This is a genomic window from Kitasatospora sp. NPDC004272 (assembly GCF_053603035.1).
The window spans coordinates 26,893-43,279 of sequence record NZ_JBSGET010000025.1; the positions used below are offsets into that span (position 1 = coordinate 26,893).

A 16,387-nucleotide genomic window follows, 5' to 3' on the forward strand; every position below is an offset into this window, starting at 1 on the left:
ATACGGTGTGGGGCATGGCGGACACCACCTGCGGCCTGCACCTGTTCTGGGACGAGGCAGAGACCGGATACGACTTCGGGCCGGGGCACCCGATGGACCCGACGCGGCTCGCGCTGACGATGCGGCTGGTCGAGTCGCTCGGGCTGACGAAGCGGCCGTCGGTGACGGTGCGTTCGGCGCCGCCGGCCGGGGAGTCGACGCTGCGGCTGGTGCACACCGCCGAGTACCTGGCGGCGGTGAAGCGGGCCGCCGCCGACCCGTCCGCCGTGGACGACGCGCACGGGCTGGGGACGGACGACAACTGGGCGTTCCCGGGGCTGCACACCGCCTCCGCGCTGATCGCCGGGCAGTCGGTGGCCGCCGCCGAGGCGGTGTGGCGCGGCGAGACGCCGCACGCCGTCAACTTCGCGGGCGGGCTGCACCACGCGCTGCCCGGCCGGGCGTCCGGGTTCTGCGTCTACAACGACCCGGCGCTGGCCATCGCCCGGCTGCTCGAACTCGGCGCCGAGCGGGTCGCCTACGTCGACGTGGACGTCCACCACGGCGACGGCGTGCAGCAGGCGTTCTGGAACGACCCCCGGGTGCTGACCGTCTCGCTGCACGAGAGCCCCGCCACGCTGTTCCCGCAGACCGGCTGGGCCACCGAGACCGGCGGCCCGGACGCCGAGGGCAGCGCCGCCAACCTGCCGCTGCCCGCCGGGACGGGCGACGCCGGGTGGCTGCGGGCCTTCCACGCCCTGGTGCCGGAACTGCTGGCCGCGTTCCGCCCGCAGGTGATCGTCAGCCAGCACGGCGCCGACACCCACGTCGAGGACCCGCTCGCGCACTTCGCCGTCACCGTCGACGCCCAGCGGATCATCGCCGAGGCCGTCCACCGCCTCGCCCACGAGCACGCCGGCGGCCGCTGGATCGCCACCGGCGGCGGCGGGTACGCGGTGGTCGACGTGGTGCCCCGCACCTGGACGCACCTGGTCGCCACCGCCGCCGGACACCCCGTCGACCCGGCCACCGAGACCCCCGAGGAGTGGCGCGCCGAGACCTACCGGCTCACCCGCCGCCCCGCCCCGCTGCGGATGACCGACGGCGCCACCCCGCACTGGTCCGACTTCCACGACGGCGGCTACGACCCCGCCGACCGCCTCGACCAGGCGATCCTGGCCGCCCGCCGGGCCGTCCTGCCGCACCACGGGCTGATCCCGTGACCGCCCGGATCGACCGCGGGGAACTGCGCGACTACCTGGTCAAGCACCGGCTGGCCGGACCCGAGGTCCCGACGCCCCGGCAGAACAACCTCCGGCACTACCGGCTGTTCGCCCAGGGCGACCCCAGGACGCTGATGGGCCTCGACCCGCTGCCCCGCCGCGACGAGGCCGCCGTGCTGGCGCTGATGGCCGACCGGGTCGGCGTGAACCCCGACCCGCGCCACCGCCAGGGCCCGGACTCGATCGACCCCGACCGCACCCTCGACGCCCTGGACCGGCTCGCCGCCCTGCTGCGCCGCACCGCCGACCGGCGCGGCAGCGTGCTGGCCGGCACCGGGCACCCCACCAAGCTGGCCGACTTCCACCGCGCGCTGTCCGAGGCGCTCGAAGCAGCCGGCTGCACCGTGCACACCCCCGCGCGGGGCACGCGCTTCCGCGAGCCCACCCCCGAGGGCGCGCGTCCCCGGTACCTCGACGTGCTCGACGGCGTCCTGGTGGTGCGCGCCCTGGACGGCCCCGACGGCCCCGGCCGCCCCGGCCCCGGCGACCTCGCGCACACCCACTCCCCGCTGCCCGTCCGGCTCGCCCTGGCCGCCCTCGCCGACGCCGGGCACCGCCCGCCCGACCTGGTGCTGGGCGACCACGGCTGGCTGTGCGGCGCGGGCTGCCTCGGCATCCCCGCCGGGGGCGTCGCGGACTGCAACGACGTCGCCCCGTTCGCCGCCGAGGCGGACGGCCTGGTCGAGGTGGTCGTCCCGCTGGAGGACGGCTCCGCGCCCAGCTGCTACGTTCCGCTGAGCGACTACGTACTGCAACGGGCGGATCTCGCACCGTACAACAGGTGACGGCCCCCCTCTTCCCACCCGTACCACGCATAACTACTCTGGGGATACACGTGTGCCGGTGGAGTCACCGGAGGGGAAGCCGGTGCCTTGCACACGGGTAAGGGTCGGGTGATGGGTCATGAGTTCCGGCGAGCGTCCCCTGCAGGATGTCGTCTTCCTGACCGTGGCCGAGGTCGCCTCGGTGATGCGGGTGTCGAAGATGACGGTCTACCGCCTCGTGCACAGCGGCGAACTCCCGGCCATCAGGGTCGGGCGTTCCTTCCGGGTGCCCGAGCAGAAGGTGCACGAGTACCTCCAGGAGTCCTACGTGCGGCTCGAAAGCGCGTAGGTCGGTGCCCCCGCGGGGGCACCGATTACGGCAAACGCGACGTGGACGGTAGGCTAGGCCCTCCGTCAGTCGTATGGACTCCCGTTCTCTCACGGGCGCGGGTCCGAGTGAGCGAGGAAATTCCGTGGGCTCTGTCATCAAGAAGCGTCGCAAGCGTATGGCCAAGAAGAAGCACCGCAAGCTTCTGAAGCGGACTCGCGTCCAGCGTCGCAACAAGAAGTAACACCGTTCGGCGCCGTCCTCGCTCACGCGGGGTTCAGCCCCGCACACGCGTTCAGCGACGCAGGTAGAACTGGCGCCGGTGGTGTACCACTGCCCGTCCCAGGGAGAAATCCCCGGGGCGGGCAGTGGCGTTTCAGCCCCCGTCCGCTCCGCGCGGTACGGTGCACACCAGGGTGGGCATCCAGGGAGGTCGGGGCATCGTGGGCAAGGTCGTGCTCGTCACCGGCGTGGCGCGTCCGCTCGGCGCGCGGTTCGCCGAACGGATCTCCGAACACCCCGAGGTGGACCGGGTGGTGGGCGTCGACGCCGCCCCGCCGCCGGCCGACCTGCCGTTCGGCGTCCGCTACGCCCAGGTCGACCCGCGCCGCCCGGCGATCGCCCGGGTGATCGCCGAGCACGAGGTCGACACCGTCGTGCACCTCAACGTCACCGCGCTCGGCCACGGCGGCCGCACGGCGGTGAAGGAGAGCAACGTCATCGGCAGCATGCAGCTGCTCGGCGCCTGTCAGCAGGCCCCCGGACTGCGCCGCCTGGTCGTCAAGTCCACCACCGCCGTCTACGGCTCCGCGCCCCGCGACCCGGCTGTGTTCGGCGAACGCACCCAGCCCAAGGCGCTGCCCCCCGGCGGCTTCGCCCGGGACGCCGCCGAGGTCGAGGGCTACGTCCGCGGCTTCGCCCGCCGCCGCCCAGACGTCGCCGTCACCGTGCTGCGCTTCGCCAACATCCTCGGCCCGGACGGCGACACCCCGCTCGCCGCGTACTTCCGGCTCCCGGTGCTGCCCACCGCGTTCGGCCACGATCCCCGGCTGCAGTTCGTCCACGAGGAGGACGCCCTGGAGGTGCTCCGGCGCGCCGCCCTCGGCGCGCCCCCCGGCACCTACAACGTCGCCGGGGACGGCGTCCTGCTGCTCTCCCAGTGCGCCCGCCGGCTCGGCCGCCCCACCGTCCCGCTGCTGCGGCCGGCCCTCGGCCTGGTCGCCCAGCTGGCCCGCCGGCTGGCCGCCCCCGCGGACCGGGCGTTCTCCCAGGAACAGCTCCAACTCCTCACCCACGGACGGGTGGTGGACACCGTCCGGCTCCGCGAGGAGTTCGGCCACACCCCGCGCTGGACCACCGCCGAGACCTTCGCCGACTTCGTCGCGCACACCTCCGCCGGCCCCCTGCCGCCCGAGCGGCTCACCGCCGTCACCGACCGGCTGGCCGGCCTGCTCGGCGACCACCCCCCGGCCGGCCACCGACCCGCCGGCCACCACCCCACCGAGAACCACGAATCGAGGCCGCGATGACAGCCGCCCGGGAACCCGCCGACCCGGCGGCCAAGGTCATCCCGATCGAATCCGCCCCCAGCTGGAACGGCCCCGGGCCCCGCCCCGGCCTCGCCGACCGGATCGCCGACGGCGTCGGCGCCGCCCTCGCCGGACAGCTCGGCGCCACCGCCACCCGGGTCCTCGGCAAGGGCTGGGAGGAACGCGCCGCCCACGGCCTCGGCTTCCTGCGCCGCCGGCTCACCGGCGACTACGAGGTCGACGACTTCGGCTTCGACGAGGAACTCACCGAGGAGGTCTTCCTCGCCCTGCTGCGGCCGCTCGCCGAGAAGTACTTCCGGATCGAGGTCCGCGGCACCGAGCACATCCCCGCCGAGGGCGGCGTGCTGATCGTCGCCAACCACTCCGGCACCGTCCCGCTGGACGCCCTGATGACCCAGGTCGCCGTCCACGACCACGCCGACCGGCACCTGCGGATGCTCGCCGCCGACCTGGTCTTCGTCCTCCCCGTGGTCAACGAACTCGCCCGCAAGGCCGGACACACCCTGGCCTGCAACGAGGACGCCCAGACCCTGCTGGAGCGCGGCGAGGTGGTCGGCGTCTGGCCCGAGGGCTTCAAGGGCATCGGCAAGCCCTTCTCCGAGCGCTACAAGCTCCAGCGCTTCGGCCGCGGCGGCTTCGTCGCCTCCGCGCTGCGGGCCGGCGTCCCGATCGTGCCCTGCTCGATCGTCGGCGCCGAGGAGACCTACCCGATGATCGGCAACTTCAAGACCCTGGCCCGGCTGCTCGGCCTGCCCTACGTCCCGATCACGCCCACCTTCCCCTGGCTCGGCCCGCTCGGGGCGATCCCGCTGCCCACCAAGTGGACCATCCAGTTCGGCGAGCCCATCCCGACCGACAGCTACCCCAAGGACGCGGCGGACGACCCGATGCTGGTCTTCAACCTCACCGACCAGGTCCGGGAGACCATCCAGCACACGCTGTACAAGCTGCTGGTGCAGCGGCGCTCGGTCTTCGGGTAGGGGAACGAGGAGAACCGCTGCGCCGGACGTCGCGGAACCAGGGACGCGGGGAACTGCGCGGCCGAGCCAGCACGCACAGCAAGATCGCGAAGCAGGACGAGAGCCTGCACTGTCCCGCGATCTTGCCGGCGTGCTTCTTCCGCTGCGCGCAGCTCCCCGCGCCCCTGACGGCGCGCTCCCTGGTTTCCCGCAGGCGCTGCTAGTTGAGCGTCAGCCCCGGCAGCAGGCCCGGGACGAGCGGCGGGATGGTGATGCCCTGGCCGCCGTCCGCCGGGGGTGCCGTCGGGGAGCCGGAGGGGGCGGGGGTGCCGCCCGTCGCCGGGGTGGCGGAGCCGGAGGGTGCGGGGGAGGCGCCGGAGCCGGTCAGGCCGGTCAGCAGGTCGCCGAGGCCGCCCGCGGTGGGGGCGCCGGGCGTCGCGCTGGCCCGGCCGGACGGCGCGGCGGCCGGGTCGTGGCCGCCGCCGGTGCCGGCCGAGGTGCCGGTGCCCGGGAGCAGCGGCTGCCGGCCGGTGCCCGGGTCCGTGCCGGTGGCCCCGCCCGAGGTGCCGGTGTCCCCGGTGGCCGCTCCACTGCCGCCGCTACCGCTGTCGCCGCTGCCGCCCTGGCCGGTGACCTGCTCCAGCCGGAGCGGCGCGACGTCCTCGCTTATGTCGTCGAAGAGCCGGTCGACCCTGGACGCCTGGGTGCTCAGCCCGGACGGCAGCTTGGACTGCAGGGCCGACCAGCGCTGGTCCTCCCCGGCGAAGCCGGCGAGCTGGCGCATCGGGGTGAGCGAGCCGTTGGTGCGGTAGACGGCGCGCAGCAGGTCGCGGCCGCGCAGCGCCTCGGCGTGCATGTCGTCGAGCGCGCGGCGGACCTGGTCGACCGTGGCGGGGCTGAGCGAGGTCGGGCTGTCGGCGCGGCCGAGCAGGCTCTGCGCCTCGTCGAGGCGGGTGGACGCCTGCTGGAGGAGCAGCGCGCCGCGCTCGGTGTCGTTGTCGGCCCAGTCGAGCCGGAGCCCTTCGAGACCGCGCTTCATGCCGTACAGGGCGTCCCCGGGGAGGGCGTTGGTGGACGCGGCGGCCGCTCCGGCGAACCCGCCGACGGCCACGCCGGCGACCAGGCCGCCGATCGCCAGGCGGCGGCCCCAGCGGACCCGGCCGACCCGCCGGTCGCGCTGGACGGGGAGGACCGCGGTGGGTGCGCCGCCGGCCCACTCCTGCTCGAACGCGGCCATCAGTCGGGCGCGTTGGACCGTCCGCGTCTCGGCGGCGAGCTCGGGGGCGGGGGCCGCACCGAGGGCGTCGGCCATCGCGAGGAGCTCGGTCATGGCGGCGGAGCCGGCCCGGTGCGAGCCGCCGCTCCGGTGGTCACTCTGGTGGGCCTCCAGCGCCTCGGCGAAGGACTTCGCCCGCCGGTGCTCAAGCACGTTTGCCGTCACGGGCCACACCTCCCTTCGTCGTTTTCGACACCGTGGCCCGCCGGTTGGTTGTCCCGACAGGCCGAAACCACACCATCGGGTGACAGCTTGGGTTCCCACTTGACTGCGGGCCCGGTGGCGGATTGCACGCTGGCCAACGAGCGGTGTCGGGAGTCGGTTACGCACGACCCCCCTGGCGTATTAAGCAGAGCAGATGACCGCCCCGTCACCCGGACGTGGTTGCGCCCGGGGCGGGTTGACGGTCCGCCGGTCGCCGGGGGCGGCGACGACGGTCTGTGGGCTATCGCGTCCACGGTCGGCGGATCACCTGGCGTCCGGCGGCAGCAGGCGGGCCAGCGTGCGCACCGCCCGGTACTGCAGCGTCTTGATGGCGCCCTCGTTCTTGCCCATGATCCGGGCCGTCTCGGCGACCGAGAGGCCCTGCAGGAAGCGCAGCGTCACGCACTCCTGCTGCTGCGGGTTGAGCCGGCGCACCGCGTCCAGCAGGGCGGCGTTGGAGAGCGACTCCAGCACCGACTCCTCGGGGCTGCGCTCGCACTCGTTGGAGTCCAGCATCTCGCCGGTGGTGACCTCCAGCCGGAACCGGCTGGACTTGAAGTGGTCGGCCACCAGGTTGCGGGCGATGGTCACCAGCCAGGCGCCGAAGTCGCGGCCCTGCCAGGTGAAGGTGCCGATCCGGCGCAGCGCGCGCAGGAAGGTCTCGCTGGTCAGGTCCTCGGCGGTGGCCCGGCTGCCGACCCGGTAGTAGATGTACCGGTACACGGTGTCGGCGTAGTGGTCGTAGAGCCGCCCGAAGGCTTCGCTCTCGCCGTTCTGGGCCCGCTCGACCAGCTCCACCACCGGGTTGTGCTCGGTGTCGTAGCCGGGGCCGGCGGGCGCGCTGCGGGACCGGCCGCGGGTGCCGGGGGCGGGCACGGTGCGGCCGCGGCCGCCGGTGGCCGGCGCGCTGCCCGCGGCGGGGCTGCTGGTCGGGCCGGCGGCGGAGCCGGTGGTGGTCGAGCGCAGCAGCGGCGCGGCGAAGGCCGCGGGGGCGGGGGCGGCGAACGCGGCCCCGGCCACCGCGGGCTGCGGCACGGGGACGATCAGTTCGAACTCGCGGATCGCGGCCCACAGCCGTTCCAGGCGCACACCGCGGCGCAGAGTGGCGGTCGACGGGCGGGAGGTGGCTGGCGCGTCGTTCCGGACGGGTGGGTACACGGGACTCCCAGAGGCAGAACTGTGGACGGATCACCTCCGCCTGTGCGGAGAGCACGCCGCACTGGCCACCCGTCACGGGGACGTTCGGGTGGGGTGCATCCAGGAGAGAATAACGCTTTGTGCAATGACAGCTACACCGCGTGGTCGAAGTGGTCGGTTGAGGTCCACTTCTTGCGCATATTCACCTGTCGGTGACCGGAGTTGGCGCCATCCATCCGGCTCAATGTGACCACTTGTGCACGTCAGGTGACCGAACACCGGTGCGCGGGCCCGGTTTCCCCGCTATCCGCGGTCCCAACCCACGACTTTGCCCGACTGGCGAACGATCAGTTCCGGTCAGGGTCGGACGTTCTCGAACCGTCCGCCGTCCCGGGCGGGTTCACCCCCGCTGACGTGCCACGACCACCCGCCGGAGGGCGTGTCGGCGGCGCCGGGTTGACGGCCCCGCCCGGACGCGGGCGTCAGGCCCGCTGCCGCCGGTGCACCGCGACCGCCGCCGCGGCCGCCCCCGCCAGCACGCCCAGCCCGGCCGCCGCCGGGACGCCGATCCGGGCCGCCTTCCGCCCGGTCCGGAAGTCCCGCACCCGCCAGCCCATCGCCCGCGCGTGCCGGCGCAGCGCCCCGTCCGGGTTGATCACGTACGGGTGGCCGACCAGGCTCAGCATCGGGATGTCGTTGGCCGAGTCGCTGAACGCCGCGCAGCGCGCCAGGTCCAGCTGCTCGCGCCGGGCGAGCGCCTGCACCGCGGCCGCCTTGGCCGGGCCGTGCAGCATCCCGCCGACCAGCCGGCCGGTGTACTCGCCGTCCCGGGTCTCCGCGACGGTGCCCAGCGCGCCGGTCATGCCCAGCCGGCGCGCGATCAGCCGGGCCACCTCCTGCGGCGCGGCCGTCACCAGCCACACCCGCTGCCCGGCGTCCAGGTGCATCTGCACCAGCGCCCGCGTCCCCGGCCAGACCTTCTCGGCCAGCACCGGCTCGAAGATCTCCTCGCAGATCCGCTCCAGGTCCGCGGTGCGCTTGCCCGCGACCAGGCCCAGCGCGCTGTCCCGGGCGTCGGCGATGTGGTCCGGGTTCTCCGAGCCGCGCAGCCGGAACGCGGCCTGCTGCCAGGCGAACCGGGCCAGGTCGCGGCGGGAGAAGAAGCGCCGCCGGTACAGCCCGACCCCGAGGTAGAAGATCGCCGCCCCGCGCAGGATGGTGTTGTCGCAGTCGAAGAACGCGGCCGCCCGGACGTCCCCGGGCACCGGCGTGTGGTCGCCCTCGGGCGCCTTCCGCTCCTCCGGCGGGAGCGCGCCCTCCGCGGCGTCGGCCGCGGCCTCGCCCGCCAGGGCGGTCCGATCGTCGGTGGAACGCCTTGACTGGGTGAGCCTTCGCAGCGCGGCCATGTGCCGAGCATAGTCAGCGCGGCCGACCGAACCCGTGTCGGCGGAGTGCCCCCGCAGTGAACGCGCGGCGGCACAATGAACCGGTGAGCCTGCTGCGACGCACCAAGAAGAACCCCGCCGAGACCACCGTCACCCTGATCGGCAAGCCCGGCTGCCACCTCTGCGAGGACGCCCGCGAGGTGGTGCTCAGGGTCACCGCCGAACTGGGCGCCGCCTTCGAGGAGAAGGACATCCTCCAGGACCCGGCCCTGTACGAGCAGTACGCCGAGCAGATCCCGGTGACCCTGATCGACGGCCGCCAGCACGACTTCTGGCGGGTGGACGAGACGCGGCTGCGCAAGGCGCTGGGCGCATAGGCGCATCCAGGGGCCCGGGGAGCTGTCGGCAGACGGGCATGCACCGCCAGGGGCCCGGGGAACTGTCGGCAGACGAGCATGCACCACCAGGGGCCCGGGGAACGGCGGGGCCGTGCTGCTGGCGGCCGGAGCCCATCGAAGTGTTCGTGCTGCTGCGTGTAGTAACAGAACCGGAAGCAGATGCGCGCCACGGCAGTGAACCTCTCGCAGACCCGGGCTCGCCGTTCCCCGAGCCCCTGGTTCCGCGCCCGTCGCGGCATTGCTTCGTGAACGTCCGATGAAGATCGCCCTAGGAGTTCGCTCGCTTCTCGGCTTACGATCGAACGGTTTTCCGTGTTCGCCGGGGGCTGTGCAGAGGAGGGCGCGATGAACGGCTACGCCGTCGTCGACGTCGAGGCCACCGGTCGTAGCCCCTGGCGGCACCGGGTGGTCGAGGTCGCCGTGGTGCAGTTGGACGCCGGGCTGCGGATCGAGCGCGAGTTCACCACGCTGGTGGACCCGGGCGGGCCGGTCGGGCCGACGCACGTGCACGGGATAGCGCAGGAGGACGTGCTCGGGGCGCCGCGGTTCCGGCAGATCGCGCCGTGGCTGCTGGAGCTGCTGGCCGGCCGGGTGCTGGTCGGCCACCACGTGACCTGCGACCGGGCGTTCCTGGAGCGGGAGTTCGCGCGGATCGGGGTGGCGCTGCCCCCGGTGCCGCTGCTGTGCACGATGCGGATGGCCCGCCGACTGCTGCCGGAGGCGGGCGGGTTCGGCCTGTCCGCGTGCGTGGACGCGGCCGGGCTGGGCTGGTTCCCGGCGCACACCGCGCTGGGGGACGCGCTGGCGACGGTGGAGCTGCTGCGGCACTGCCGGCGCACCGGCTGCACCGAGGTGCCGCTGCCGGTGCGGCCGGTGGTGCCGTGGCCGCGGCTGGGCCCGGCCCGGTCGGGGCGTTCCGGGGAGGGTGCTCCGCTGCTGCGCCGGGTGGCGCCGCTGGGGCCCTGGCCGGCCGGGGTGGAGGGCCCGCGGGCGCTGATCGGTTCGGCGGGATACGAGTGATGCGTGTCACTGTTCGGGGACAAATCGGACACCATCTTTGTGCACACGTTCACAAACGCATAGCCTGGCGGTTCAAGCCCAGCTTCACCCGCAGGAGCAACGTGGCAATCGGCCGACCCTCACCCAGCAGTTCGCAGACGCCCGACCCGGGTGCCGCGCGCAGGCCCTCGCGTGCGCGGGGCATCCCGGAGGCCACCGTCGCCCGCCTCCCGCTCTACCTGCGGGCGCTGACCGCGCTCTCCGAGCGCTCGGTCCCCACCGTCTCCTCCGAGGAGCTGGCCGCGGCCGCCGGGGTGAACTCCGCGAAGCTCCGCAAGGACTTCTCCTACCTCGGCTCCTACGGCACCCGCGGCGTCGGGTACGACGTGGAGTACCTCGTCTACCAGATCTCCCGCGAGCTGGGCCTCACCCAGGACTGGCCGGTCGTCATCGTCGGCATCGGCAACCTGGGCCACGCCCTCGCCAACTACGGCGGTTTCGCCTCCCGCGGCTTCCGGGTGGCCGCCCTGCTGGACGCCGACCCCAACGTGGTCGGCAGCACCGCCGCGGGCCTGCCCGTGCGGCACATGGACGAGCTGGAGGAGATCGTCGCCACCCAGCACGTCTCCATCGGCGTGATCACCACCCCGCCCGGTGCCGCCCAGCAGGTCTGCGACCGGCTGGTGGAGGCGGGCGTGACCAGCATCCTGAACTTCGCCCCGACCGTGCTGACCGTGCCGGACGGGGTCGACGTGCGCAAGGTCGACCTGTCGATAGAGCTGCAGATCCTCGCCTTCCACGAGCAGCGCAAGGCCGGCGACGAGCCGTCCGCGGGCGACTCGGTGCTCGACCGCGCCCCCGGGCCGGTCCGGGCGGCGGCCGCCAAGCTGCGCCGGGCCGCCGGCGGCAAGGCCGAGCCGGCGAAGGCCGCGCCGACCGCCAAGGGCGGCCCGGACGACGACCTGTCCGCGGTGATGCCGGCGTGAGCACGAACATCCGTCACGACGAGGTGGGGGCATGAGTCTTCTGGTAGTCGGTCTGAGCCACCGGACCGCGCCGGTCGGCGTGCTGGAGCGCGCCGCGCTCACCGGCGACAGCCCGACCAGGGTGCTGCACGACGCGGCCGCCTCGGCGACCGTCGGCGAGGCCGCGCTGGTCAACACCTGCAACCGGATCGAGCTGTACGCCGACGTGGACAAGTTCCACGCGGGCGTCGCCGAGCTGTCCCAGCTGCTCGCCGGGCACAGCGGCGTCGACCTGGACGAGCTCACCCCCCACCTGTACGTGCACTACGAGGACCGCGCCGTCCACCACCTGTTCTCGGTGGCCTGCGGCCTGGACTCGATGGTCGTCGGCGAGGGCCAGATCCTCGGCCAGCTGCGCGACGCGCTGGCCAAGGCGCAGGAGGAGCACACCGCGGGCCGCGGCCTGAACGAGCTGTTCCAGCAGGCGCTGCGGGTCGGCAAGCGCGCCCACAGCGAGACCGGCATCGACAGGGCCGGCCAGTCGCTGGTCACCTTCGGCCTGGAGCAGGTCGCCGCCGGGGCCGGCCCGATCGCGGGCAAGCGCGCCCTGGTGGTCGGCGCGGGCTCGATGAGCTCGCTGGCCGCCGCCACCCTGGTCCGCTCCGGGGTCACCGACCTGCTGGTCGCCAACCGCACCCCGGCCCGCGCCGAGCGGCTGGTGGAGATCCTCGGCGGCGCCGCCCGCACCCTGGACCTCGCCGCGGTCCCGCGGGCGCTCGCCGACGTCGACCTGGTGATCTCCTGCACCGGTGCGGCCGGCACCGTGATCGACGCCCCCGAGGTCGCCGCCGCGCTCGCCGCGCGTAGCGCGTCCCAGCCCCTCGCCTTCCTCGACCTGGCCATGCCCCGGGACGTCGACCACGCCGTGCACGCCCTCGACGGCGCGCTGCTGGTCGACCTGGAGAGCCTCTCGCACGCGCACGCCGCCACCCCCGGCGCCGGCGACGTGGACGCCGTCTCCACCATCGTCGCGGACGAGGTCACCGCCTTCGGCCAGGCGCAGCGCGCCGCCCGGATCGCCCCGACCGTGGTCGCCCTGCGCGCCATGGCCTCCGAGGTGGTCAGCAGCGAGCTCGCCCGCCTCACCTCCCGGCTGCCGGACCTGGACGAGCGCTCCAGCGCGGAGATCTCGCAGACCGTGCGCCGGGTGGTCGACAAGCTGCTGCACGCCCCCACCGTCAAGGTCAAGCAGCTCGCCGCCGAACCCGGCGGGGCCTCCTACGCGGAGGCCCTGCGCGAACTGTTCGACTTGGACCCGGCGGCAGTGCACGCTGTCTCCGGCACCCCGATCGGCGCCCAGGCGGGGTCCTCGATCCCGCCGGGCGGCATCCCCGCCGCCCAGGCCGCCGTCACCCAGGCCCCCACCGACCGGGCCGCAGCAGTCCCGCCCGCCGGAGCAACCAGATGAACACCCCGTCAGCCCCCCAGCACGACCAGGACGATCACCTCATGAATGGTCAAGAGACAGTGACGCCGCTGCGCCTCGGCACCCGCCGCAGCGCTCTCGCCATGGCCCAGTCGGGCATGGTCGCGGAGGAGGTGGCCGAGGTCACCGGCCGCCGGGTCGAGCTGGTCGAGATCACCACGTACGGGGACGTCTCCCGCGAGTCGCTGGCCCAGATCGGCGGCACCGGGGTGTTCGTCTCCGCCCTGCGCGACGCCCTGCTGGAGGGCCGGATCGACCTGGCCGTCCACTCGCTCAAGGACCTGCCCACCGCCGCCCCCGCCGGGCTGCTGCTGGCCGCCGTCCCCGAGCGCGAGGACGTCCGGGACGCGCTGGTCGCCCGCGACGGCCTGACCCTGGCCGAGCTGGTCGACAAGTCCGCCGGCCGCACCGTCAGGGTCGGCACCGGCTCCCCGCGCCGGATGGCCCAGCTGAACGCCTGGGCCCGCGCCCGCGGCGCCGACCTGGAGACCGTGCCGATCCGCGGCAACGTCGACACCCGGATCAACTACGTCACCTCCGGCGAACTCGACGCCGTGGTGCTGGCCACCGCCGGACTCAACCGGCTCGGCCGCTCCGCCGAGATCACCGAGCACCTCGACACCGCGCTGATGCTGCCCGCCCCCGGGCAGGGCGCGCTCGCCGTCGAGTGCGTCGACCCGACCCTGGCCGCCGTCCTGGCCCGGCTCGACCACCGCCCCACCCGGGCCGCCGTGGTCGCCGAACGCGCCCTGCTCGCCACCCTGGAGGCCGGCTGCTCCGCCCCGGTCGCCGCGCTGGCGACCTGGGCCGGCACCGAACTGCGCCTGGACGGCGTGGTCGGCACCACCGACGGCGTCGAACTGCTCAACATGACCGCCACCGGCCCGCTCGTCCCCGACGAGACCGCCGAGGAGCAGGCCGCGGCCCTGGGCCGCGCCCTGGCCACCAGGCTGCTCGACACCGGAGCGGCCGACCTGATGGGGGAGCGCGCCCGATGACCGCCGCCGGATTCCACCCGCCCGCAGGGCGCTGCACCTTCCTCGGCGCCGGCCCCGGCGACCCCGGACTGCTCACCCTGCGCGCCGTCGACGTGCTCGGCACCGCCGACGTACTGATCGCCGACCCGCTGACCGCCGCCGCGGTCCGCACCCACTGTCCCCACGGCGTCCAGGTCATCGACCCGGCCGACGCGGGCAAGGAGCTCGCCGACCTGGCCGCCGACGCGGTCAAGGCCGGCCGCCACCTGGTCCGCACCGTCGACGGCGACCCCGGCCTGGACGGCTGCGCCGCCCAGGAGATGCTGCGCTGCGCCAAGGCCGGCGTGCCGTTCGAGGTCGTCCCGGGCGTCGCCCAGTCGGTGGGCGTGCCCGCCTACGCGGGCGTGCCGCTGCGCGGCGGCCAGGGCGCGGACGTCCGTTTCGTGGACGCCGAGGCGCTGCTGGCCGGCCAGGTCGTCGACCTGGGCGCGCCGGAGACCACCCTGGTGGTGCGCACCACCCTGGGCCAGCTGCCCGCGACCGCCAACTCGCTGGTGGCGCACGGCCGCAAGCCCGACGCGGCGCTCTCCGCGACGCTCTCGGGCACCACCACCCGGCAGCGCACCTTCACCTCCACGCTGTCCGCCATCGCCGCCGACCTGAAGGCCGCCCGGGTGCTGCCTTCGCCGGTCTCCGCCCCGGTGGACCCGGCGACCTCGGTGATAGCCGTGGTGGGCGAGCAGGTCGCCCACCGCGCCTCGCACTCGTGGTTCGAGACCAAGCCGCTGTTCGGCTGGAACGTCCTCGTGCCGCGCACCAAGGAGCAGGCCCACGGCCTGTCCGAGCAGCTGCGCTCGTACGGCGCGGTGCCGCAGGAGGTGCCGACCATCGCGGTCGAGCCGCCGCGCACCCCGCAGCAGATGGAGCGGGCGATCAAGGGCCTGGTCACCGGCCGCTACGAGTGGATCGCCTTCACCTCGGTCAACGCCGTCAAGGCCGTCCGGGAGAAGTTCGAGGAGTACGGCCTGGACGCCCGGGCGTTCGCCGGGATCAAGGTCGCGGCGGTCGGCGAGACCACCGCGCAGGCCCTGGTCGACTTCGGCGTCAAGCCCGACCTGGTGCCCTCCGGTGAGCAGTCCGCCGCCGGACTGCTGGAGGACTGGCCGCCGTACGACCCGGTGTTCGACCCGATCGACCGGGTGCTGCTGCCGCGCGCCGACATCGCCACCGAGACCCTGGTGGCCGGCCTGGTCGAGCTCGGCTGGGAGGTCGACGACGTGACCGCGTACCGCACGGTGCGCGCCTCGCCGCCGCCGGCCGAGACCCGGGAGGCGATCAAGGGCGGCGGCTTCGACGCGGTGCTCTTCACCTCGTCCTCGACCGTCCGCAACCTGGTCGGCATCGCGGGCAAGCCGCACAACGTGACCGTCATCGCCTGCATCGGCCCGGCCACCGCCAAGACGGCGGAGGAGCACGGCCTGCGGGTCGACGTGATGGCCCCGGCCCCGTCCGCGTCGGCGCTCGCCCAGGCGCTCGCCGACTTCGGGGCCACCCGCCGGGACGCCGCCACCGCGGCGGGCGAGCCGGTCTACCGGCCGAGCGAACGCCGCCCCGGCTCGCGCCGCAAGGCGCGCTGACCCTCAGGTCGGGGGGAGGCCGACGGGCCTCCCCCCGACGCGTTCCTCCGCGACTCAGGGAGCCTTCGAAGTGTCTGCCGAATTCCCGTCCGTCCGCCCGCGCCGGCTGCGCTCCACCCCGGCGATGCGCCGCCTGGTCGCCGAGACCCGGCTGCACCCGGCCGAGCTGATCCTGCCCGTGTTCGTCCGCGAGGGCATCACCGAGCCGAAGCCGATCACCTCGATGCCGGGCGTGGTCCAGCACACCCGGGACACCCTGCGCCGGGCCGCCGTCGAGGCCGCCGAGGCCGGGATCGGCGGCCTCATGCTGTTCGGCGTCCCCGAGGTCCAGGACGCGGTCGGCTCCGAGGGCACCAACCCCGAGGGCATCCTGCAGCTCGCCATCCGCGACGTGGTCTCCGAGGTCGGCGACCAGCTGGTGGTGATGTCCGACCTGTGCCTGGACGAGTTCACCGACCACGGCCACTGCGGGGTGCTCGCCGCCGACGGCTCGGTCGACAACGACGCCACCCTGGAGCGCTACGCCGAGATGGCCGTGGTCCAGGCCGACGCGGGCGTCCACCTGGTCGGCCCGTCCGGGATGATGGACGGCCAGGTCGCGGTGATCCGCAAGGCGCTGGACGCGGCCGGGCACCAGGACACCGGCATCCTCGCCTACACCGCCAAGTACGCCTCGGCGTTCTACGGCCCGTTCCGGGAGGCGGTCGGCTCCTCGCTCAAGGGAGACCGCAGGACCTACCAGCAGGACCCGGCCAACGCCCGCGAGTCGCTGCGCGAACTGGCCCAGGACGTCGCCGAGGGCGCCGACCTGGTGATGGTCAAGCCCGCGATGTCCTACCTGGACGTCCTGCGCCAGGTCGCCGACGCCTCCCCGGTGCCGGTCGTCGCCTACCAGGTCTCCGGCGAGTACGCGATGGTCGAGGCCGCCGCGGCCAACGGCTGGATCGACCGGGAGCGCACCGTCCTGGAGACGCTCACCTCGATCCGCCGGGCCGGCGCCGAGCAGATCCTCACCTACTGGGCGGTCGAGGTCGCCGGCAAGCTGCGCTGACGGCGCGCC

At 74.4% G+C, this 16,387-nt stretch carries 16 protein-coding genes; 13 read left to right on the plus strand and 3 right to left on the minus strand.

The annotated features are described in order from the left end of the window. The first annotated feature begins 14 nt into the window (after positions 1 to 14). The 6 genes from ACWEO5_RS10910 to ACWEO5_RS10935 all read left to right on the plus strand — a co-directional run bounded on the left by ACWEO5_RS10910 (position 15) and on the right by ACWEO5_RS10935 (position 4,884). Positions 15 to 1,202: an acetoin utilization protein AcuC gene (locus ACWEO5_RS10910; protein ID WP_452162113.1), complete on the plus strand. Its 1,188-nt coding sequence runs from the start codon at positions 15 to 17 to the stop codon at positions 1,200 to 1,202. Further along, positions 1,199 to 2,047, plus strand: a complete 849-nt coding sequence (locus tag ACWEO5_RS10915; protein WP_452162114.1) for a phosphatase — start codon at positions 1,199 to 1,201, stop codon at positions 2,045 to 2,047. The genes ACWEO5_RS10910 and ACWEO5_RS10915 overlap by 4 nt, the downstream gene beginning before the upstream one ends. A 118-nt stretch (positions 2,048 to 2,165) precedes the next feature. After that, on the plus strand, positions 2,166 to 2,375 hold the full coding sequence (locus ACWEO5_RS10920) for a helix-turn-helix domain-containing protein (RefSeq protein ID WP_014136488.1): 210 nt from the start codon (positions 2,166 to 2,168) through the stop codon (positions 2,373 to 2,375). 73 nt (positions 2,376 to 2,448) lie between these two features. Then, a complete protein-coding gene (locus tag ACWEO5_RS10925) occupies positions 2,449 to 2,598 on the plus strand; it encodes a 30S ribosomal protein bS22 (protein ID WP_436969611.1) in 150 nt (49 codons plus the stop codon). Positions 2,599 to 2,797: 199 nt separating this feature from the next. Beyond that, positions 2,798 to 3,883, plus strand: coding sequence for an NAD-dependent epimerase/dehydratase family protein (locus tag ACWEO5_RS10930; protein ID WP_452162115.1), 1,086 nt, complete (start codon positions 2,798 to 2,800; stop codon positions 3,881 to 3,883). Then, complete coding sequence (locus ACWEO5_RS10935) at positions 3,880 to 4,884, plus strand: lysophospholipid acyltransferase family protein (RefSeq protein WP_452162116.1); 1,005 nt, start codon at positions 3,880 to 3,882, stop codon at positions 4,882 to 4,884. Before ACWEO5_RS10930 ends, ACWEO5_RS10935 begins: the two co-directional genes overlap by 4 nt. Before the next feature lie 199 nt (positions 4,885 to 5,083). Here ACWEO5_RS10935 and ACWEO5_RS10940 read toward each other — a convergent pair whose 3' ends face one another. The 3 genes from ACWEO5_RS10940 to ACWEO5_RS10950 form a co-directional block, all read right to left on the minus strand. Beyond that, a complete protein-coding gene (locus ACWEO5_RS10940; protein WP_452162117.1) occupies positions 5,084 to 6,304 on the minus strand; it encodes a DUF5667 domain-containing protein in 1,221 nt (406 codons plus the stop codon). A gap of 303 nt (positions 6,305 to 6,607) precedes the next feature. Beyond that, positions 6,608 to 7,501, minus strand: coding sequence for an ECF subfamily RNA polymerase sigma factor, BldN family (locus ACWEO5_RS10945; RefSeq protein ID WP_452162118.1), 894 nt, complete (start codon positions 7,499 to 7,501; stop codon positions 6,608 to 6,610). Between the two features lie 461 nt (positions 7,502 to 7,962). Further along, positions 7,963 to 8,886, minus strand: a complete 924-nt coding sequence (locus tag ACWEO5_RS10950) for an HAD family hydrolase (protein WP_344553507.1) — start codon at positions 8,884 to 8,886, stop codon at positions 7,963 to 7,965. Positions 8,887 to 8,975: 89 nt separating this feature from the next. Here ACWEO5_RS10950 and ACWEO5_RS10955 point away from each other — a divergent pair, with 89 nt between their 5' ends. From ACWEO5_RS10955 to hemB, 7 genes are all read left to right on the plus strand, one after another. After that, the gene (locus ACWEO5_RS10955) at positions 8,976 to 9,242 is read left to right on the plus strand and encodes a glutaredoxin family protein (protein WP_344553639.1); all 267 of its coding nucleotides are present in this window, start codon (positions 8,976 to 8,978) and stop codon (positions 9,240 to 9,242) included. A 366-nt stretch (positions 9,243 to 9,608) separates the two neighbouring features. Continuing rightward, positions 9,609 to 10,283: a 3'-5' exonuclease gene (locus ACWEO5_RS10960; RefSeq protein WP_344553508.1), complete on the plus strand. Its 675-nt coding sequence runs from the start codon at positions 9,609 to 9,611 to the stop codon at positions 10,281 to 10,283. A 107-nt stretch (positions 10,284 to 10,390) separates the two neighbouring features. Then, positions 10,391 to 11,248, plus strand: a complete 858-nt coding sequence (locus tag ACWEO5_RS10965) for a redox-sensing transcriptional repressor Rex (RefSeq protein ID WP_452162145.1) — start codon at positions 10,391 to 10,393, stop codon at positions 11,246 to 11,248. Between the two features lie 31 nt (positions 11,249 to 11,279). After that, complete coding sequence (locus ACWEO5_RS10970; RefSeq protein WP_452162119.1) at positions 11,280 to 12,695, plus strand: glutamyl-tRNA reductase; 1,416 nt, start codon at positions 11,280 to 11,282, stop codon at positions 12,693 to 12,695. Positions 12,696 to 12,736: 41 nt separating this feature from the next. Then, the gene (gene hemC / locus ACWEO5_RS10975) at positions 12,737 to 13,711 is read left to right on the plus strand and encodes a hydroxymethylbilane synthase (RefSeq protein ID WP_452162120.1); all 975 of its coding nucleotides are present in this window, start codon (positions 12,737 to 12,739) and stop codon (positions 13,709 to 13,711) included. After that, on the plus strand, positions 13,708 to 15,327 hold the full coding sequence (locus tag ACWEO5_RS10980) for a uroporphyrinogen-III synthase (protein ID WP_452162121.1): 1,620 nt from the start codon (positions 13,708 to 13,710) through the stop codon (positions 15,325 to 15,327). The genes hemC and ACWEO5_RS10980 overlap by 4 nt, the downstream gene beginning before the upstream one ends. A 70-nt stretch (positions 15,328 to 15,397) precedes the next feature. After that, entirely contained in the window at positions 15,398 to 16,378 is a 981-nt protein-coding gene (hemB, locus tag ACWEO5_RS10985; RefSeq protein ID WP_344553512.1) for a porphobilinogen synthase, read from the plus strand. Positions 16,379 to 16,387 lie beyond the last annotated feature (9 nt).